General features: G+C 72.4%; 17 protein-coding genes. 8 read left to right on the plus strand and 9 right to left on the minus strand.

Annotated elements, in window-relative coordinates; genetic code table 11:
- Window positions 1-5: 5 nt before the first annotated feature.
- The 3 genes from LZ198_RS36410 to LZ198_RS36420 all read right to left on the minus strand — a co-directional run bounded on the left by LZ198_RS36410 (window position 6) and on the right by LZ198_RS36420 (window position 4,343).
- Window positions 6-1,646 (minus strand): long-chain fatty acid--CoA ligase, encoded by a 1,641-nt coding sequence (locus LZ198_RS36410; RefSeq protein ID WP_253976743.1) that lies wholly within the window; start codon window positions 1,644-1,646, stop codon window positions 6-8.
- Window positions 1,647-1,750: 104 nt separating this feature from the next.
- Window positions 1,751-2,788, minus strand: a complete 1,038-nt coding sequence (locus tag LZ198_RS36415; RefSeq protein ID WP_253976744.1) for a 6-phosphofructokinase — start codon at window positions 2,786-2,788, stop codon at window positions 1,751-1,753.
- A 127-nt stretch (window positions 2,789-2,915) separates the two neighbouring features.
- Window positions 2,916-4,343: an amidase gene (locus LZ198_RS36420; RefSeq protein ID WP_253976745.1), complete on the minus strand. Its 1,428-nt coding sequence runs from the start codon at window positions 4,341-4,343 to the stop codon at window positions 2,916-2,918.
- Between the two features lie 227 nt (window positions 4,344-4,570).
- Here LZ198_RS36420 and LZ198_RS36425 point away from each other — a divergent pair, with 227 nt between their 5' ends.
- Window positions 4,571-5,302 (plus strand): glucosamine-6-phosphate deaminase, encoded by a 732-nt coding sequence (locus LZ198_RS36425; RefSeq protein ID WP_253976746.1) that lies wholly within the window; start codon window positions 4,571-4,573, stop codon window positions 5,300-5,302.
- On the opposite strand, the gene LZ198_RS36430 is transcribed toward LZ198_RS36425, so the two are convergent.
- The 3 genes from LZ198_RS36430 to LZ198_RS36440 all read right to left on the minus strand — a co-directional run bounded on the left by LZ198_RS36430 (window position 5,296) and on the right by LZ198_RS36440 (window position 9,160).
- A complete protein-coding gene (locus tag LZ198_RS36430; protein WP_253976747.1) occupies window positions 5,296-6,894 on the minus strand; it encodes a vWA domain-containing protein in 1,599 nt (532 codons plus the stop codon). The genes LZ198_RS36425 and LZ198_RS36430 overlap by 7 nt on opposite strands.
- Before the next feature lie 418 nt (window positions 6,895-7,312).
- Window positions 7,313-8,410 (minus strand): lytic transglycosylase domain-containing protein, encoded by a 1,098-nt coding sequence (locus tag LZ198_RS36435; RefSeq protein WP_253976748.1) that lies wholly within the window; start codon window positions 8,408-8,410, stop codon window positions 7,313-7,315.
- 9 nt (window positions 8,411-8,419) lie between these two features.
- The gene (locus tag LZ198_RS36440; protein ID WP_253976749.1) at window positions 8,420-9,160 is read right to left on the minus strand and encodes a TetR/AcrR family transcriptional regulator; all 741 of its coding nucleotides are present in this window, start codon (window positions 9,158-9,160) and stop codon (window positions 8,420-8,422) included.
- Between the two features lie 91 nt (window positions 9,161-9,251).
- On the opposite strand from LZ198_RS36440, the gene LZ198_RS36445 reads away from it, so the two are divergent.
- The gene (locus LZ198_RS36445; protein WP_253976750.1) at window positions 9,252-9,758 is read left to right on the plus strand and encodes a hypothetical protein; all 507 of its coding nucleotides are present in this window, start codon (window positions 9,252-9,254) and stop codon (window positions 9,756-9,758) included.
- Here the strand turns inward: LZ198_RS36445 and LZ198_RS36450 are convergent.
- The 3 genes from LZ198_RS36450 to LZ198_RS36460 all read right to left on the minus strand — a co-directional run bounded on the left by LZ198_RS36450 (window position 9,752) and on the right by LZ198_RS36460 (window position 12,310).
- On the minus strand, window positions 9,752-10,918 hold the full coding sequence (locus tag LZ198_RS36450) for a bestrophin family protein (RefSeq protein ID WP_253976751.1): 1,167 nt from the start codon (window positions 10,916-10,918) through the stop codon (window positions 9,752-9,754). The genes LZ198_RS36445 and LZ198_RS36450 overlap by 7 nt on opposite strands.
- A gap of 204 nt (window positions 10,919-11,122) precedes the next feature.
- Window positions 11,123-11,668 carry a hypothetical protein gene (locus tag LZ198_RS36455; RefSeq protein ID WP_253976752.1) on the minus strand — a complete coding sequence of 182 codons (546 nt, stop codon included), beginning with the start codon at window positions 11,666-11,668 and terminating at the stop codon, window positions 11,123-11,125.
- Window positions 11,669-11,686: 18 nt separating this feature from the next.
- Window positions 11,687-12,310, minus strand: a complete 624-nt coding sequence (locus LZ198_RS36460; protein ID WP_253976753.1) for a hypothetical protein — start codon at window positions 12,308-12,310, stop codon at window positions 11,687-11,689.
- Between the two features lie 511 nt (window positions 12,311-12,821).
- Between LZ198_RS36460 and LZ198_RS36465 the strand changes: the two genes are divergently transcribed.
- The 6 genes from LZ198_RS36465 to LZ198_RS36490 all read left to right on the plus strand — a co-directional run bounded on the left by LZ198_RS36465 (window position 12,822) and on the right by LZ198_RS36490 (window position 19,210).
- Window positions 12,822-13,505, plus strand: a complete 684-nt coding sequence (locus LZ198_RS36465; RefSeq protein ID WP_253976754.1) for a carboxypeptidase-like regulatory domain-containing protein — start codon at window positions 12,822-12,824, stop codon at window positions 13,503-13,505.
- A 1-nt stretch (window position 13,506) separates the two neighbouring features.
- Window positions 13,507-14,640, plus strand: a complete 1,134-nt coding sequence (locus tag LZ198_RS36470) for a phage tail sheath family protein (protein WP_253976755.1) — start codon at window positions 13,507-13,509, stop codon at window positions 14,638-14,640.
- Window positions 14,633-15,085: a phage tail protein gene (locus LZ198_RS36475; protein ID WP_253976756.1), complete on the plus strand. Its 453-nt coding sequence runs from the start codon at window positions 14,633-14,635 to the stop codon at window positions 15,083-15,085. Before LZ198_RS36470 ends, LZ198_RS36475 begins: the two co-directional genes overlap by 8 nt.
- A complete protein-coding gene (locus LZ198_RS36480) occupies window positions 15,078-16,325 on the plus strand; it encodes a hypothetical protein (RefSeq protein WP_253976757.1) in 1,248 nt (415 codons plus the stop codon). Before LZ198_RS36475 ends, LZ198_RS36480 begins: the two co-directional genes overlap by 8 nt.
- 254 nt (window positions 16,326-16,579) lie before the next feature.
- Window positions 16,580-17,893, plus strand: coding sequence for a hypothetical protein (locus LZ198_RS43315; RefSeq protein WP_267145504.1), 1,314 nt, complete (start codon window positions 16,580-16,582; stop codon window positions 17,891-17,893).
- A 3-nt stretch (window positions 17,894-17,896) separates the two neighbouring features.
- Window positions 17,897-19,210, plus strand: coding sequence for a hypothetical protein (locus tag LZ198_RS36490; protein ID WP_253976758.1), 1,314 nt, complete (start codon window positions 17,897-17,899; stop codon window positions 19,208-19,210).
- Window positions 19,211-19,226: the final 16 nt, after the last annotated feature.

The following is a 19,226-nucleotide window of genomic DNA, read 5'->3' on the forward strand; positions in this document are numbered from 1 at the left end:
GGCGCTCACCCCGCCGCGCTGGCCGGGTTCTTCATCAGGTGGTCACCGTAGTCCTCGCGCAGCTTCGTCTTGAGGAACTTGCCGGTGGACGTGCGCGGGACCTGGGGGACGAAGAGGTAGTCGTCCGGCAGCCAGAACTTGGCGAACTGCTTCGACAGGTGCGCGGCCAGCTCCTCCTTCGTCGCCGTCTGTCCCGGCTTGAGCACCACCGCCGCGAGCGGACGCTCGTCCCAGCGCGGGTGGCGCCCGGCGAACACCGCCGCCTCCAGCACCGCCGGGTGGCTCATCAGCGCGTTCTCCAGCGCCACCGACGAGATCCACTCACCCCCGGACTTGATGACGTCCTTGCTCCGGTCGCAGATGCGGACGTAGCCGTCCGAGTCCATCGTGACGACGTCGCCCGTCTTGAACCAGCCGTCGGACGTGAAGCGGTCCTGCCCCTCGTTGCTGAAGTACGACGAGGCCACCCACGGCCCGCGCACCTCCAGCTCGCCCATGGTGGCGCCGTCCCAGGGCAGCTTCTGGCCCGACTCGCTCACCACCCGCGTCTCCACGAACGGCAGGGCGAAGCCCTGCGACGCCTGCGCGCCCAACTGTGTCGCCGCGTCCGCGTGGCGCAGCTCCTGCTTCACCTTCGCCATCGTGCCCACCGGGTTGAGCTCCGTCATGCCCCAGGCGTGGGTCACCTCCAGGCCGTGCCGCTGCCGGAAGCCGTCGATGAGCGACGGCGGCGCCGCCGAGCCGCCAATCAACATGGTGCGCATCGCGCTCAGGTCCCACTTCTTCGGGTCCTGGTCCAGGAGCGCCAGGATGCCCAGCCAGATGGTGGGCACGCCGCCCGCGATGGTGACCTTCTCCTCCGCCATCAGGTCCAGCAGCGACGGCGGGTCCAGGTGCGGCCCGGGGAACACCACCCGCGCGCCCGTGAGGATGGCGTCGAACGGCAGCCCCCACGCCGCCGCGTGGAACATGGGCACCACCGGCAGCACCGAATCCGCCTCGCCGATGCCCGTCAAATCCCGCATGCAGCACACCAGCGTGTGCAGCACGATGGAGCGGTGGCTGAACAGCACCCCCTTCGGGTTGCCCGTCGTCCCCGACGTGTAGCAGAGCATCGCCGCCGAGTCCTCATCCAGCTTCGGCAGCTCGAACTCCGGCGACTCCGCCGCCAGCAGCGCCTCGTAGTCGAGCGTCCCCTCCGGCGCCGGGCCCGCGTCCGGGATGACGATGACGTGCTTGAGGCTCGGCACCGACGCCGCGAACTTCTCGAACAGCGGCCACAGCGAGCGGTCCACCAACACCACGGTGTCCTCCGCGTGCCGCGCGATGTAGCCCAGGTCGTTCGGGTGAAGCCGCAGGTTGAGCGTGTGCACCACCGCGCCCATCGACGGAATCCCGAAGTACGCCTCCAGGTGCCGGAAGTGGTTCCAGCTCAACGTCGCCACCCGGTCCCCGGGCTTCACCCCCAGCCGCTTCAGCGCGTTCATCAACTGGCACGTGCGCCGGACGAAGTCCGCGTACGTGTAGCGATGCATCGACTTGTCCGGGTTGCGGCTGACGATCTCCGAGCGCGGGTAGTACGTGCGGGCGCGCTCCAGGAAGTGGGTCAGCGTGAGCGGGAAGTCCATCATGCGGCCTGGAAGCATCGGCACCATCCCTTTCGCGGAGGAAGAAGAGGGAGCCGATGCTACCGGATGCGCGCCGACCACCGAGGCTCGCCTGCCCTCGATGTTCGGGATGGTGCACTGCGTCAGCCGAAGAAGACCTGGGCGACCTCGAAGAACTCGCGAGGGACCTTCTTGAGTTCCTTGGTGGCCGCGGACAGCTCCACGCTGACGATTTCGTTGCCGCGCAGCGCGGCCATCTTCCCGAACTCGCCGCGGGCGACCATGTCGCACGCATGCACGCCGTACCGGGTGGCGAGCACGCGGTCGTGTGCCGTGGGGGCGCCGCCGCGCTGGATGTGGCCGAGCACGGACACGCGCGTCTCGAAGCCGGTGCGCCGTTCGATCTCCTGCGCGACGATGTTGCCCACGCCGCCCAGGCGCGGCCGGCCCGCCTCGTCCAGCGCGCCGCTGGTGACCAACTGCTCGTTCTGGTCCGGGGACGTCTTGATGCGCGTGCCCTCGGCCACCACGACGATGGAGAAGCTGCGGCCGCCGGCGTGGCGGCGCTGGATGTGCTCGGCCACGCGCTCCAGGTCCGCGGGCACCTCCGGCACGAGGATGACGTCCGCGCCGCCGGCGATGCCCGCGTAGGTGGCGATCCACCCCACGTGGCGGCCCATCACCTCGCAGACGATGACGCGCTTGTGGGACTCGGCGGTGGAGTGCAGCCGGTCCACCGCCTCCGTGGCGATGGCCACCGCGGTGTCGAAGCCGAAGGTGAAGTCGGTGCCGTTCAGGTCGTTGTCGATGGTCTTCGGCACGCCCACCACGCGCAGGCCCTCCTGCGACATGCGGGTGGCGGCGGACAGCGTGCCCTCGCCGCCGATGGCGATGATGGCGTGGATGCCATTGCGCTCCACGGCGCGCTTCACGCGCTCCAGGCCGTTCTCCACCTTGAAGGGGTTGACGCGGGAGGTGCCGAGGATGGTGCCACCCCGGTGGAGGATGCCGGAGGTGGTCTCACGGGTGAGGCGGAAGTGGTTGTCCTCCAACAGGCCCTTCCATCCATCCCTCAGGCCCATCATCTCGAACCCATGGGCGGAGGCACGGCGGACGATGGCGCGAATCACGGCGTTGAGGCCGGGGCAGTCTCCCCCGCCGGTGAGCACGGCGACTTTCATGAGGAGAAGTTGTATCGCGACGCCGCCCGCGCGTGCGCGGAAGTTTGCTCGAACGCCCGACGGAAGACGCGCCGGGCCCTTGGTAAAACAGTCAACGTGCTCGCCGTCGGACGCGACGGTGGGTGGTTCAGGCGGACACGGCGGGCCGCCGGTGCGTCCACGGGTGTGCGGCCTCCAACTGCGCGGCCAGCCGGAACAGCGTGGCCTCGTCGCCGGAGCGCCCGATGAACTGGACGCCCACCGGCAGGCCCTCCGGGCTCCAGTGGAGCGGGACGCTCATCGCCGGGTTGCCCGCGATGTTGGCCATGGGGCAGTAGGGCGTGAAGGCCGCCGCGCGGAACAGCGGCTGGAGCGGCTCGTCCGCGGGGGCCTCGAAGGAGCCCAGCAGCGGGGCGGGCTCGGTGACGGTGGGCAGGAGCCACGCGTCCACCTCGTCGAACCGGTGGGCGAAGGCCCGGCTGAAGCGTTGCAGCTCCGCTCCGGCCTGGAGATACGCGGCGAGCCCCTGGGACAGGCCATATCGATACAGCGCCCAGGTGAAGGGTTCGACGTCGGACGGCTCCACGGCGCGGCCCTGGCGCCGGGCCATGGCGTCGAGCCCGTAGACGACGCCCGCGGCCCAGGTCGTCATGAAGTGCTGGCCCAGCTCCTCCTCGCCCGGCACCTGGAGGGTGGCCTCGATGACGGAGTGACCCAGGCCCTCCAGCCTCCGCGCGGCGGCGACCACGGCGGCCAGGCACTCGGGGTGGACGGGCGCGCCCACCGCGTTGCGCAGCGACAGCCCGATGCGCAGGCGGCCCGGGGGCGCGCCGACCTCCATCAGGAAGGGGCGGTTCCTGGGCGGCGCGAGCGAGGGCGCGCCCAGGTCGGGACCCTCGGTGGCGTCGAGCAGCGCGGCGCTGTCGCGCACCGTCCGCGTGACGGCGTGCTCGGCCATCATCCAGTGGTACGCGTCACCCAGGTCGGGGCCGGTGGGGTTGCGGCCCCGCGTGGGCTTGAGGCCGAACAGGCCGCAGTTCGACGCGGGGATGCGGATGGAGCCGCCCCCGTCCGACGCGTGCGCGAAGGGCACCATGCCGCTGGCGACCGCCGCGGCCGCCCCGCCGCTGGAGCCACCCGCGGAGCGCGCCACGTCCCACGGGTTGCGACAGGGCCCGAACAGCGCGCCCTCCGTCGTGGGCAGGAGGCCCAGCTCCGGCGTGTTCGTCTTGCCCAGCACCACCAGCCCGGCGCGCAGGTGGCGCTTCACCAGCTCGCTGTCGTGGTCGGGCACGAAGTCCTTCATGAAGCGCGAGCCCCCCGTGAGGGGCTGGCCCCGCTGCGCGGCGATCAAGTCCTTGAGCAGGAAGGGCACGCCGGTGAAGGGGCCCTCGGGCAGCGGCCCCCGGGCCCGCTCGCGCGCGGTGTCGAACTGGGTCTGGACCACGGCGTTGAGCTTCGGGTTGCAGCGCTCGATGCGGGCGATGGCCGCGTCCACGAGCTCCAGCGGGGTGACCTCCCGGCGGCGGACGAGCTCGGCCTGGGCGGTGGCGTCGAGGCTGACGAAGGGGTCCATGTCTCGACTCTATCGCGCGCGCGCGTGCCCTCCTGCGAGCCCGCATGGCATCTCCTGCGCGATGACGCGCCGCATCCGTGTACTAGTGGAACAATGCGTGGGGTGGCGATGGACGGAGAGGGAGGCATGTCACGACGCGGTGAAGGGGCGGTGCGCGAGGGCTCGCATCGGCGTGGGGACGCCCTATCTTCGCGGACGCCGCGAGGCGTGCAGGGGAAGGGCTGGTCGTGAACATCCGCGTCTTCGACTCCGAACAACAGGCCGCCGCCGCATGCGCCACGCGCCTCGCCGAGGCGGTCCGTGCCCGGCCCTCGCTGGTGCTCGGCCTGCCCACCGGCCGCACGCCGCTCCACGTGTACCGCGAGCTGGTGGCGCTGCATGGGCGAGGCGCGTTGGCGCTGTCGGGTGTGCGGACGTTCAACCTGGACGAGTTCGTGGGCGTGCCCGCGACCGACGGTGGGAGCTTCCGCGCGTACATGGACCGGCACTTCTTCCGGCACGTGGACCTGGCGCCCGGCAACATCCACTTCCTCGACGGCGTGGCGGAGGACCTGGAGGCGGAGTGCGCGCGCTACGACGCCGCGCTGGTCCGGGCGGGGGGCTTGGGGCTGGTGCTCCTGGGCATCGGCGCCAACGGACACCTCGCCTTCAACGAGCCCGGGGAGTCGCTGGTGGCGGCGTGTCACCGCACGCGGCTGAGCCGCGAGACGCGGGTGGCGAACCTGATGTTGTTCGGGGACGACCCGGGCCGCGTGCCCATGGAGGCGCTGACGCTGGGCATGGGCGCGCTGCTCCAGGCCGGGCGCGCGGTGCTGCTGGCCTTCGGTGAGGGCAAGGCGGAGGCGGTGCGCGCGATGGTGCAGGGGCCCGTCACGCCGCGCTGCCCCGCGTCCTTCCTCCAGCTCCACCGCGACGCGGAGGTGTGGTTGGACGCGGCGGCGGCGCGCGCGCTTCAGTAGGGCGTCGTGGCGACGCGTTGGGCGGTCAGCGTGCGGGCCTGACGCAGCAGGGAGACGAACTCCTCGCGGTCCGGCCGGCCGTCGGTGGCGTCCTCGGCGAGCGACTGGACGCGGGAGAAGCCCCGGTCCTCGTCCTCGGTGCCGACCCCGCGCATCAGGTCCGCGGCGCCCGCCACCGCGACGGCGAAGCGCAGGTCGGAGGAGGCCTGGCCCAGCGTCTCGTGCACCTGGGCGCGCTCGAGCGAGAAGCGCTGCTCGGCGCCCTCGGTGCCGCCCGGACGCTTCGAGCGCACGCGCACGGTGGCGACGTGCTCGCCCTCGCCGGTCAGCTCCACCTCGTACAGCGCGGTGACGGTGTGGCCCGCGCCAATCTCGCCCGCGTCCACCCGGTCGTTGCGGAAGTCCGAGTTCGCGATGGCGCGGTTCTCGTAGCCCAGCAGGCGATAGCCGCGCACCGCCGCGGGGTCGAACTCCACCTGCACCTTCACGTCCTGGGCGATGACCTCCAGCGTTCCGGCCAGTTGCTGCTGGAAGACGCGCCGGGCCTCCTTCTCCGAGTCGATGTAGAAGCAGTTGCCGTTGCCCTTGTTCGCCAGCTTCTCCATCAGGTCGTCGCGGTAGTTGCCCATGCCGAAGCCGATGGTGGAGAGGGTGACGCCCTCCTTCACGTAGCCGCTCACGGCCTCCAGCATGGTGCTGGCGGTGAGGTTGCGGCCCAGGTTGGTGTCGCCGTCGGTGAGGACCACCACCCGCGCGACGCGGTTCGGTCCGGCCAGGGTCGCGGCGTGGCGGTAGGCCAGCTCCAGGCCGTCACCCATGGCGGTGCCGCCCCCGGTGTTCAGCGCGTCGATGGCCCGCTCGATGTCCTCGCGCCTCCGCGCCGGCGTGGTCTCCATCACGGTGCGCACGTCGCCCGCATAGGTGCTGATGGTCACCGTGTCGGCGGGGTTGAGGTTGGAGACCGCCAGCTTCATGGCCGTCTTCGCGAGCCCGAGCCGGTCGGCGCCGCCCATGGAGCCGCTGGTGTCGACCAGGAAGACCAGGTGCGTGGGCTTGCGCTGCGCGGGGGAGATGTGGCGGCCCTGGAGGCCGATCTTGAGGATGTGCTGCTTGGGGGAGAAGGGCGAGGGCGCGGCCTCCAGCGCGACGTGGAAGGCGCCCTCCTCGGGCGTGGGCTCCGGGACGCGGTAGCCGAAGTAGTTCACCCACTCCTCGACGCGGACCTGGGAGGGGGGAGGCCGTTGCCCCTCGCGGAGGGTGCGCCGGAAGAGGGCATAGGACGCGGTGTCCACGTCCACGGCGAAGGTGGACTGGGTCTCCGTCGCGGTGAGCGTGAAGGTGTTGGGCGGCGGCGCGGGCTCTCGGGACTGGGGCGGCGGGTCCCCGTCGGTATTCGACCCGAAGCTGGACATCTTCTTGCGCTGGAAGGCGCTGCCGTAGGCGACGGGCGCGGCGTCGGAGTTGCCCGCGAGCGAGGAGCTGCTCTGGCCGAACAGCTTGCGGATGTTGTCGCCGAACAGCGTCAGGCCCGCGGCGGCGAGCATGAGGAACGTCAGGGCTGCGCCGAGGATGAATCGCAATCGCTTGCTCATTGAGACCTCGCGGGGTGTGGCGGAATGTCCCCTCGTCTCACGATTGTCTGGCCTTGCGCGTCCGTCATCCGTCCGAGGTCGGTCATCGGGAGGAGGTCGGTCATCCGACCGATGCGGTCCTCGCGTGGCGCGAATGGGCGCCGCCGTCACGGCGAATCGGGGAGTTCATACGGCACTCCCCGGTGGCGCGGCCGAGCATCTTGCGGATGTCATCCGCGAACCACGCCGCCGCGGCGAGCGCCGACACGACGATGAACGTCGTGATGCGCAGCAGGGCGTTTGAGAGGGGGCGAGGAGGAATCCTGTTCGACCCCCGAAGGGCAGGTCGAGCGCGGAGGCCGTTTCCTGGGCGTGGCCCGGACGTGATGCACGCCAACGGGGCGCCTTCCCCCATCCTCGGGGTGAGCGAGGCGAGGCTTCAGCGAGCTGCCGTCTGGGGCCCCAGGCGTGACGTCATGGCGGACGTTGCTCCGGTGGCGGGCCGGGCCCGTGGCGAAGCCGTCGTGGGGAGCGTCGCCCGCGCACTCCCGTGTGATGCCACGGGGGCTTCGGCTCCGGCGCTCGGCTGAACCGGGGGCGAAGCCTTCGCGGGGGCCGCCGTCTGCGCGCCCGCGCGTGATGCCACGGCGGACGGTGCTCCAGTCGCGGGCCGAACCGGGGGCGAAGCCTTCGCGGGGGCAGTCACCGGGCGTGACGCCGTGACGGGCTTCGCTCCAGCACCAGGGCGAACCGGAGATGGCGACTTCGCGGCGGCGGGTCGCGAGGCGCTCGCCAGCGGCCGGACAGGCTCCGACGGCTTCGCCTGGACCGGGGGGCGCGCGGGCCTGGAGGGCTTCGTCGCCACCGGAGCCTCCTCCGGGGCGCGGGCGGACTTCGCGACGCTCGCGAGCACGGGACGCGCGACGTTCGCGGGGCGCGGCGCGGGCGCGGGTGGCTTCGTACGCTCCCACGCCGCGAGCACCTTGGGCACGTAGTACTCCGTCTCGCCGTTGCGGGGCACGCGGCCGTTCACCGCGCCCGGCCCCGCGTTGTACGCGGCCACCGCGAGCCGCACGTCGCGGAAGCGGCGCAACTGCTCGGCCAGGTAACGCGCGCTCGCGTCCAGCGCGGGCTCCGGGTCGAACGGGTCCTTGACGCCCAGCATCGCGGCCGTGGTCGGCATGAGCTGCCCGGGCCCCATGGCCCCGGCGGGTGAGATGCGATGCACGCGCCCCTCGGACTCCACCTGCACCAGCGCGTGCAGCAGGCCCGGAGGGAGCCGGTGTCGCCGCTCGGCCGCGTCGATGAGGGGCTCCAGCTCCTCGTGCCCGTCCAACAGGCACGACGTGCGGTGCGCCGCGTAGCTGCGCAGCGCGTTCACCTTCATCTCCATGAAGTTCAGCGACAGCGGCGCCACGTGCGTGTCCCCCAACCAGGAGACGGCCGCGTTGAGCAGCACCACGGGCACGAGCACGGCCACCGCCAGCCATGCCCACCACGGAATGCTGAAGCCGCCCTGGGCCCGCTTGCGCGCCACGCCCCACCCTTAAGGGCGCTTGGGCCCCCCGTCCAACTTCCGGCGCGCGGGACGTGCCCCCGGAGGCACTCGCAGTCCGTCCAGCACCAGCGTGGTGAGCGCGTCCGGCAGGTCCAGCGGATTGCCGATGTCCTCCTCGCTCAGCACCGCCAGGAGCAGCCGCTCCACCGCGCCCACCACGGCGAGCCCGCTCACCGCCGCGCGCACCGGCCGCAGGAGGCCATGGGTGTGCGCCTTCTGGGTGATGTCCACCGCGTGGCGGGCCACCAGCTTCGACAGCTCCGCCACCTTCGTGCGCGCGCCCACCGCGGGGCCCCGGCTCTCCTGGAGATACAGGCGCACCACCCCCGGGTACTGCAAGAGCGCGCTGGCGATGACGGCCGCCACCGCGCGGTACGCCTCGAACATCGCCTCCACGTCGCGCGCCACCTCGAGCGCCCGCCCGCAGGCCTCCAACCCCTCGAGCAGCTCGCCTCGCACCGGCGCCAGGAGCGCGTCCACCAGCGCCGCCTTGTCCTCGAAGTAGCGGTAGAACGTCCCCTTGGCCACACCCGTCGCCTGGGTGATGTCGTCGATGGTGACGAGGTCCAGCCCGCGCTCCACGAACAGCCGCAGCGCCGCGTCCTCCAGCTCCTTCGTCCGCTCTCGCCGGTGTGTCTCGCGGCGACCACCGGGCGGTCCCGGACGCCGGGCTGCCTCCGGGCGTGTGTCCGCTCCCTTGCCCCGAGTCTCTCCTCGGCTCGTCATCATGCGCTCCGACACGTTGCGTGATAGAAAAAGAGTGACCACATCGTCATTATTGGGGGCGGGGCGTCGGCCGGATGCCCTGCTGGAGGCAACGATGATCGGCATTCCTTTGGGCTGGGCGTACTCCAATTTCGGGGAATGGGCGCTCCACCGGTACGTGCTCCACGGCATGGGCCGCAAGCAGGACAGCTTCTGGCACTTCCACTGGAGCGAACACCACGCGGCGTCGCGCAAGCACGACATGGTGGACGAGGAGTACATGCGCTCGCTGTGGACGTGGTCCGCGAAGGCCAAGGAGGTGGTGGGCCTGATGGCGCTGGCGCTCGCGCACGCGCCGCTGTTCCCGGTGGCGCCCTTCTTCGTGGGCACCCTCTGGGCCTGCGCGGTCAACTACTACCGCGTGCACCGCCGCGCGCATCTGGACCCGCAGTGGGCCAAGGAGCACCTGCCCTGGCACTACGACCACCACATGGGCCGGGACCAGAACGCCAACTGGTGCGTGACGCACCCGCTCTTCGACAACCTGCTGGGCACGCGGCGTGAGTACCTGGGCGTTCAGCCCGCGGCCGCGGTGGCGCCGGTCGTCGCTCACGCTCAGTAGAGCAGGCCCCGCTGGGGCTGGACGGGTTGGGGGAGCTGGGGCTCTCCCAGCATCTGCCGCAGGTTGATTTCGATGGTGCGGCACAGCGCGGTCATGGGCGTGTCGCTGACGTCGTCCTCGAAGGGCGTCTCCACGTCGCGGCCCACCTCGTCCAGGCCCACGAAGAGGAACGCGATGATGGCGGTGACCGCGGGCGTCAGCCAGCCCAGGTCCTCCACCACGCCCAGCGGCAGCAGGACGAGGTAGGCGCGCGTCATGGCGAACAGCAGGCTGTCGTACTGCCGCGGCAGGGGCGTGTTCTTGATGCGCTCGCAGGCGCCCAGCAGGTTGGTCAGCTCCGACAGCGTCTTGTCCAGGGTGACGTGGAGGAAGAGCACCTGCTGCGCGTCGGACACCTGGCCGTAGATGCGGCGCACGCGGGTGGCCATCCACAGGAGGATGGCGGCCGGGACGTTCTGCTCCTCGCGCAGGGCCTCGAGGACCGGGGGGCGGAAGAAGGCGATGATCTCCGGCAGCGGGTCCTGCCGGCGCAGGTGGCAGCGCAGGGCGTTGACGAACCCCATCTGCGCGTAGATCAGCTCGCGCGCGTCCTCGGTGATGTCCTCCACCATGCCGGTGATGACGCCCCGGGGCATGGCCTGGGCGTCCGGGGTGGTGTCCACCGCGGAGACCTTCGCGGGGGGCGGCGCCGCGTCCCGGGAGGGCATCCGCGCCCGGCCGGAGCGATCCCTCACCGCGCCGTCGCTGGCCCGGCTCCCCGTGGCCGTCAGCAGCGGGCTGGGCAGCTCCACCGCGGTGCGCAGCAGGCGTGAACTCACCAGGCCCAGGGCCTCCTCCGTCAGGGGCAGGTTGCGCTCCGGGTTGGGGCGGGGCAGCAGCGTGAGCACCTGCCGCGCGAACGTGCGCGACCAGTTCACCACGCCGCCCCACAGCGAGCGCGCCTCCCACCAGCGGTCATAGGCGGAGTTGTTGCGGAAGCCGAGCAGCACCCCCAGCGCCGCGGCGAGCAGGGTGACCGGCAGCGCGGGCATCGCCAGCCAGTCCGCGGCGAACAGCCGGTAGCCGGAGACGACGACCAGGGCGAAGAGCACGTGTATCGCCACGGGCCGGCCCGTGTAACGCAGGAGGATGCGCCAGGAGAGTCTCCGGCCGACGATCATGAGGGGCACTGCTCCGGGAAGAGGGCGTGTGCCCGGCGTGGTAGTGCCGGCGTCGGCCTCCGACAATGCCCCGGGGCGGCACGTCGCGCGGGATGTGTCGCGCAGGCGTGGGGCGCGCCCTCCGGAGTGTCCGGGAGCGTGCAGCGGGATGGAAGGACGGCGGGCCCCGGAGCGTCGCCTCCGGGGCCGGTGGACGGCGCGTGGCTAGAAGACGAGGTCGAAGTAGTTCGCCTTGGCGCGCACGCCCGCGCACGCCTGCAGCTTCGCGGACCAGTCCTCGGTGGGCAGCGAGCCGCGCGCCTCGAAGACGAAGTCGAGCGAGTCCTCGCGCGACAGGTCCAGCAGGTCCACGGCGCCGCTGCTGGTCAGCCGCAGCGTCCGCGTGGGCGCGGTGCTGGTGCGGTGGAACTCGCCCAGCAATATCTCCTCGGAGGAGCCGGGCTTGCGCACGGAGACGCTGGCGCGCTCGATGCCGCTCAGGTCCGTGCTGGCCGTCACCTCGAAGACCTTGAGCTTCAGCTCCGTCTCCACGTCGGCGTCCTCGGGCAGCGGCGCGTCGACGTCACCCAGCGGGAACTCCAGGGTGTGCTCGAGGCTCAGGGTGAGGGGCGGCGCCCCGGGGAAGTCGACGTTCGGTTGCGTCTTGCAGATCTCCTCGGCCTCGGCCTCGATGAAGAAGAGGGACTCACAGCCGGTGGTGAGGAGCGCGAGGGCGCCGAGCAGGGCGGCGCGGAAGGCGTTCGTTCTCATGGGTGTCGGGCTCCGGACTCAGAAGAAGTAGAAGATGAAGCCCACCTTCACGGAGGGGACGGTGGCGCGGATGGTGAGGTTCCGGGCGGTGACGTCCGGGTCGTCCGTGGCGTCCTGGAGGAGCGCGCTCGCGTCGTCCACGCCCATCCGCACGTAGCTCAGGCCCAGGTGGAGGTAGAAGTTGAAGCGGCTGGCCGCGCCCACCTCCAGGCCCACCGTGCCGGCGACGTAGTCGTAGCTGACGTCGCGGATGGAGTCGTAGTTGCGGTTGGGCGTGGCGCCCAGCCAGTCGACGACCTCCTTGTAGTCCGCGCCGAAGGAGTGGCCGACCTCCGCGTTGAGCGAGGGCGCGATGAAGGTCTGCAGCGGCAGGATGCTGACGCCGCCGCGCACGCCCAGGCTGAGCGTGTTGGTGGTGGGCCCCGCGTGCACCCGCAGCCACGGCAGGGGCTTGAGCACCGCGGACAGCCCCACGCCGTGCGGCGCGCCCGCGTCCAGCAGCACCCCGAAGCGGTAGGGTTCCGCGCCGCCCTCCTGGGCATGCGCGGAGGTGACGGCGCCGAGCGCCAGGAGCCCGGCGAGCGCCGGACCATGTCGGAAGACTGTCGTGCGGCGTCTTGTCGAAGGTGTCGCCATCTTCATGAGGTGTTCCACGGAGGATGTTCCGGCCCGGCGACCATCATTCGGCGCCCGGGGCGGAAACGGAAGCCACGACGTCGAAAATGACGAGCCCGGCGCAAGCCGCCCCCAGGTCCCACGGGACTTTCCAGGAGTGCGCCGAGTCCACTGTCCACGGCCGGGCGTGCCGCGCGACGGGTGTGCACCAGGTGACGGTGTTGCCGCGCCGCCCCGTGTCCCGCATGGGAAGGGGGCTCACGGTGGCGGCACTGGAGCTATCCCGCCACACGGGAATCACGAGGCCGCCTGCCCACGCGCGAGGTGTGCGCGACGAGCACCTGGCGCGGCGGAGGTGTGCGCCGTGTGACGGATGCCGTGTCCACTGTCGAGGCGTGTTGAGGCGTGGACTCGCGCTCGCTCCCCAGGGCCACTTCCGGCGATCCACCGCCAATGCCACCTTGCTCCCCCGGACTTCACGCGTGGCGCGCCCCGCGCCCGTGTGAGCACCGGCCCACAGAGAACGCGGGGGGCCCGGATGATCGACGAGGTCGATCAACGTTTGAAAGCCTGGGTGGGCCGCATCGCCGGCGGGACGCCCGTGTTCCTCGGCGTCCCGGACCGCGACTCGCTCGAGCGGGGCGTGTGTCTGTACCTGCTCGAGCTGGGGCCCGCGCCCCAGGCCCGGGCGGGCCGGCGCACGCCGCTGCAGATCTCCGTCTGCTACCTCGTCACCGCGGGGGCCGCGTCGCCCGAGGCGGCGCACCGCCTGCTGGGTGAGCTGGTCTTCGCCGCGATGGAGGAGCCGGACTTCGAGGTGGACCTGACCCCCGTGGCCACCTCCGTGTGGACGGGGCTGCGCGTCGCGCCGCGTCCCGCCTTCCGCGTCCGCGTGCCCGTGCGCCGCGAGCGGCCCGGGCCCGTCCTCCAGCCCGTGCGCCTCCCCGTCGTCGCGCAGGCGGGGCCCGCCGAGGCGCTGCTCGGCTGCGTCGTGGGCCCGGGCGACGTGCCCATTCCCGGCGCGCTGGTGGAGCTGCCCGCGCTGCGCCTCACCACCCGCACGGACGACCAGGGCTGCTTCCGCTTCCCCCGCGTGCCGCCGGTGGACGCGCTGGGGCGGCTGGAGGTGCGCGCCAACGGCGCGCTCCTGGCGCTGGCCCCGGAGGCGCTCGCCGCGGAGCCGCAGCCCTTGCTCATCCGCCTGCCGCCGAAGGAGGAGTGACGTGCCCCACGACCTGACGCCGGGCATCCACGGGGAGGAGGTCCCGGGCGCCACCCGCTCCATCCACGCCGTGGCCACGACCACCGCCGCCTTCGTGGGGTGTGCGCCGGTCCGTGGGGCGCGACTCCACCAGGCCGTGCCCGTCAACGGCTGGGCCCAGTTCGTCCGCGAGTACGCGCCCCCGGGCTCCGCGGGCACCGCGCTCGGGCGCGCCGTCCATGGCTTCTTCGAGAACGGCGGCCGGCGCTGCTTCATCGTCAACATCGGCGAGGCGCGCGAGCTCCGAGGCCTGCGTGTGCTCGAGGAGGTGGGGGAGGTCGCGATGGTCGCCGCGCCCGGCTTCACCGACCTGGCGTCCTGGGACGTGCTGCTGTCCCATTGCGAGAAGATGCGCGACCGCGTCGCCATCCTCGACGCCCCCGGGGACCTGGACGACGTCGAGCGGCTCGCCCGGGGCCTGCGTGTCCGCGCTTCCGACGCCGGCGCGGGCGCCACCTACTTCCCGTTCCTCACCCTGGTCGACCCGTTCGGCGACGGCAGGACGCTGGTCGACGTCCCTCCGTCCGGCCACGTCGCCGGTGTCTACGCGCGCACGGACGTCACCCGGGGCGTGCACAAGGCCCCCGTCAACGAGCTGGTGCGCGGCGTCCTCCGGGTGGTGCGCGACGTGTCGTCGGAGGAGCAGGGGGTGCTGGCCCGGGTGGGCATCAACTGCATCCTCCCCTTCCCGCGCGGAGGCTTTCGCGTGTGGGGCGCGCGCACCGTGGCGGAGGTCTCCAGCGAGTGGCGCCACGTCAACGTGCGACGCCTCGTCAACTTCGTGGAGGCCTCCATCGCGCGGGGCACCCGCTGGACGGCGTTCGAACCCAACGGGCCCCTGCTGTGGGAGGCCGTCCGCCGGGACATCCACGCCTTCCTGCTGCGGCTGTGGCGCGACGGCGCGCTGATGGGGCGCACGCCGGAGGAGGCGTTCTTCGTGCGCTGCGACGCGCGGCCCCACACCCGGGAGCGCATCGACGCCGGACAGCCCATCGCCGTCGTCGGACTGGCGGCGGTGAAGCCGGCGGAGTTCATCGTCCTCCGCGTCGGTCAGCGTGCCGGAGGCGCGGAGGTGGAGGAGGTGTCCCATGGCTGAGGCCCGTGCCGCTGTCGCGGCGCTGGAGCAGGACACGGGCGCGCGGGTGGACCCGTTCCGCGCGTACAGCGTCAAGCTGTCCATCGACGGGGTGAACGAGGGGCACTTCACGCGGTGCTCCGCCCCGGACGTCGGGCCGAGGCCCCCGGACGCCCAGGCGCGGTGCGCGCTCCCGCCGGAGGCGCTGGGGGACCTGACGCTGCGCCATGGCGTCACCCGGTCGTCGGAGCTGTGGCGCTGGTTCCTCGCGTCGATGAATGGCGCGCCCCTGCGCAAGAACGTCTCCGTCCTCCTGCTGGCGTCGGATGGTCGGACGGAGCGGCGGCGCTGGGACCTGGGCGAGGCCTGGCCGAAGACGTGGCGCGCCTCGCCCCTGGACGAGCTCGGGCAGCAGATCGCCATCGACTCCCTCACGTTGGTCTTCGGGGCCATCTCCCGTGGCTGAGCGCTCCGACACCGCTCCGCGGCTCGCCTGGCTGCGCACGCTCGCCGGACGGATGAAGGCCTGGGCGCGGTCCGTGTTCTCCGAGGAGGAGAGTGACTTCGCCGCGGCCCTCGCGGAGTCTCGCTTCGTCACCGGCCCGGTGAAGGCACCGCCGCTCGAGCCGCGGCCGGCGACTCCGGTGAGCCTGACGGCGCCGTGCATCGTGTCCCCGCCGCCGGCGTCCTGGTCGCGGGACGCCCAGGCGCGCGGCGGCGCAGCCCCTCCGGTGGACTGGGGCGCCCGCGTGCGCAAGGTGGCGCCGCACCTCGTGGGAGACGGGCCCGCGCGTCCGGACGTGCGCGGCGCGGCCCGGGGGCCGGACGCGGCGTCCACCTCGCGCGGGCCATCACCCCTGGCGTGCCGGCCCATCGCCGCCCGGCCCGCGTCGCGTGGGCGCAGGGACGGCCTCCCCGCGGTCTCGCCTCGGCGCATCTCTCCGCCAGGGCGGGTGTTGGGCGACGTGTGGGTTCCTCCTGGGAGGATGACGCCGTCCTGGCCGATCGGGGCCGTCCCGGACTCCTCGGCGCTGGCGTCATCGAAGGCCGCCTCCATCGACGGTCCGCCACGGCGGGCCGTCGCCAAGGCGCCTCCGCCCGCTGCGCAGGGACCGGAGCCCGTTCCCCAGGTGGGTGGCTCCGCGGCCCCGAAGGAAGAATCGGCGTCCGAGCGCATGTCCCCATCCGAGGTGTGCGCGCCACCGCTGGACGACGCGACCCGTGAGCTGGTGAGTTCCCTGGCCGTGCTGCCTCGGGGCCTGTCCGTGACCCAGGCCATCGTGGAGCGGCGTCAGGAGCTGGGGAGGAAGATCCTCACCACCCTGGGCATCGTCACGCTGCCGACCTCCGAGCTCCCGCCGAGCGCCCAGGAGCGCGTGCACGGGCCCGTGTCGACCCTGCCGCCACCCATGGTGGCGCCCACCCCGAGCAGCGCCGCGGCGGTCGACCAAGGCGCCGAGCCTCCCGACGTCGCGCCCGGTTGGCCCGCGCCCTCCGTGGCGCCGCGGCCGCTGTACATCCCGCCGCCGACGCGGACGCTGTTCCCGGAGCTGGAAGAGGTGGCGGCCCTCTCCTCGGGAGACGGGGGGATGGGGCTGTGGCCGGAGTCGCCGCGACCGACGTCGGACGAGGTCCGGGACATGGCCATGGAGATCCAGCTCTGGGAGCGACAGCGGCGGCTGGAGCGCGAGCAGCGGGGCGAGTGAGGGGCGGAGTCAATCGCTCGCGACCGGGGGAGGCGCGAGCCAGGGGCCGAGGCGCACGTCGGAAGAGGGGGACGCGGGGGTCATGCCCGAGCTGAGGCCCGTCCACATCATCGTGGTCCTGCTCGTCTTCGCCGCCGTCGCGCTGTACGTGCTGGGCACGGGGCTGGGCGCGGCGGCGGACGCCACGTCCCGAAGGTCCGGCTCCGCCCGCGCGGCTCCCGAGAGAGTGGCCACCCCCGCTATGCTGTCTGGCGATGGCCGAGCGCTCGAGAGTCCAGCCGGTGGTGGTGGAGGTCCTGACCGACGAGGCGTCCGCGCGTCGTCAGTTGGAAGGCCGGGTGGAGCTCATCGAGTCCGTCCTGCGCGAGACGCGCGAGCTGGAGGCGTTGCTCCGCCCCAAGGACTGGCGATGGCGGTTGTTCCAGCAGCATTCCCTCGTCACCGGGCTGCTGGAGCGGGAGGCCGCGCTACCGGAGGCGCTGGAGCGCACGGAGCGCCGCGCGCAGTTGGAGGGCTGGCCGAAGGACGCGCCCATCCTGAAGGTCATCCGGACCCTGCGACTCCGACGTGAGCGGCTGGCGCGGCAGGTGACCGGGCGGCTGGAGTCGCTCTCGTACCTCCTGCCCTCCGAGGCGTCGCTCGAGCAGCGCCTGCGCTTGTTGGAGCAGCTCCACCAAGAGGAGCCCGACCTGCGACGCGAGCCGACCGAGCCCTTCTCGCTCCGCATCGACGGGCGGGATGAGTCCACGTTGCATTGGGGACGCATGGTCGTGCCCACGCTGGTGTGGCTGCTCCTCGAGGGTGTCCTGTTCACCACCGGGCTCTCCTTCGCGGTCAGTCAGACGCTGGTTCCCGGGCTGGTCGTGTCCGTCCTGTTCGCGGCCTTCTGGTCCTCCGCGGTGGCCTCCACCTCGATGTGGATCACCCCCTCGCGGCTGGTGTGGATTCCCCGTGGCGGCAGGCATGCCGTTGCGCTGCGCCTGGAGGACGTCCGCCCGGAGAGCGCGCGGCTGGTGGATGGGCGACGGGTGGAGTTGTCGCTGGTGGATGGGCAGCAGGTCCAACTGCCGCGTCCCTCGCGCAGACAAGCGGAGCGCCTGCGGGTGCTGTTGACCCTGTTCTCCGCGCCGGAGCTTCGCGAGCAGGCGGCCCGCGTCTCGTTGCCCGTGGTGGCCTGTGTCTTCCCGGCCATGCTGCGTCGCCATGGCGCCTGGAGCGAGGGGCAGGTCGTGCTGCTGCATCGCGGGGTCTACTTCTTCCCGGGAGACCAGGCGGGGCGCACGCTCCTCCGCAACGTGGCGAAGCGGGACCTGGACGGGGGGCCCGTCCCGTTGGACTGGGTGTTGGAAGGCCTGCTCTGGCAGACGGAGGTGGAGCTGGACGCGATGCTGGTGGGGGTGGCGAACGCGCTGGGGGGCGCGGTCTGGCCCGCGGAGGGCACGCGTGTCGACCGGACCGTCCCGCTGGAGCAGCAGCTCCACCTCACGCACGGCGAGGAAGTCATCGCGGGCCCGGTGCCGCCCGGCGAGCGAGATGCCACCGCGCGCATCGTGAACGGTTGGAGATAGAGGATGCTCCGGGAAGCCCAGGCCCAGTCGGCTGAAGCGGTCCGCCTCCAACTCGAGGGGCGCGCGGAGGTCCTGGAGGGGGCCCTGGCGCGGGAGGCCTTGTTGGAGGGCGTGCTGCGCGGGGGGCGTTGGAAGTCGCGGCTGCGGGCGCACCCGGAGCTGGTCGCGGAGCGCGCGCGGAGCGCGCCGGAGGTGGCCGAGGCGCTGGAGCGTACGCGCCGCCGCGCGGAGTCGGAGGGGTGGCCCGGAGAGACGCGCATCCTGGTCGTCGTGCGCGAGCTGCTCGACCGGCGGGCCCGGCTGGAGGCGCTGGTCCGTCGCCGGCTGGCGTCGCTCGCGCCCGTGTCGGGAGCGCCGGTGCTCGACGAGGAGCTGGCGCGGTTGGACGGCCTGGTGTGTCGACAGTCCTCGTTCGCGCTCGCGGAGCGGGAGGTGGTCGTCTACGAGACGCTGCCGTTGAGGGCGTGGCCCCCGGTGCATTGGGCGCTGGTGGCGCTCCTCGCCTGCCTGGCCCACGGCCTCTTCGTGCTGTTCACGCTGCGGGCGGCTCCGGGGACGGGCTCACCGGACGTCCTCTCGGCCGGGCTGTTCCTGGGGCTTTCGGGCACGTTCGTCGCGCTCGTCTCGCGCTCCGGTCAGGTGCGGCTCACCAGCGAGCGGCTCATCTGGAAGCCCAGGGTCGGCGAGACGGTGGAGCTGTCGCTGTCCTCCCTCCGGCCCGAGTCGCTCCACCTGACGTCGCTGCTCCGGACGGTACGGGTGGAGGGCGAGCGCCGGCTTCGATTGCGCCACCAGGGAGACGGTGAGCGTGTCATCACCCTGGTCGCGCTGCATGGGCTGCCGCCCTTGGCGGGGGCCGCCCGGGCCGGTGTCCTCACGGAGGACGTGGTCATCTACCCGGCCGAATCCCGAGAGGGGCGTCACACGTACGCGGGGCATGCCGTGCTGCGGCCCTCGGGCGTCTGGTTCGTCCCCGAGGTAGACGGCCGCCAGGTGTTCGAGGCCGTGACCGGACAGAAGGCCTCCGTGCCCATGCGGCCCCTGTGGATCCTCGAGCAACTGCGCTGGTTGTCACCGGCGGAGGTGGACCGGTGCATGGCGCGCGTGGTGGCCGCCGCGGGCGGAACGTGGTGGTCCGCGAAGGACGCGCGGCTCCACCGGGATGTCCCCGTGTGGAGGCGCCTTCGCATCACGCGGGGAACCCAGACACTCACCGGCAAGGTGGAGTGGTTCTCGCAGACGCGCGCCGGATACATCCTGCGCGCCTGGCCCGCCGCTCCCGACTCGGGGGAAGGAGGTCCTCCGCGCGGCACGTGAGGACCGGGGATTCGGA

Origin of the sequence: Myxococcus dinghuensis (assembly GCF_024198235.1) — a bacterium.
In the GTDB taxonomy this organism is placed as follows: domain Bacteria; phylum Myxococcota; class Myxococcia; order Myxococcales; family Myxococcaceae; genus Myxococcus; species Myxococcus dinghuensis.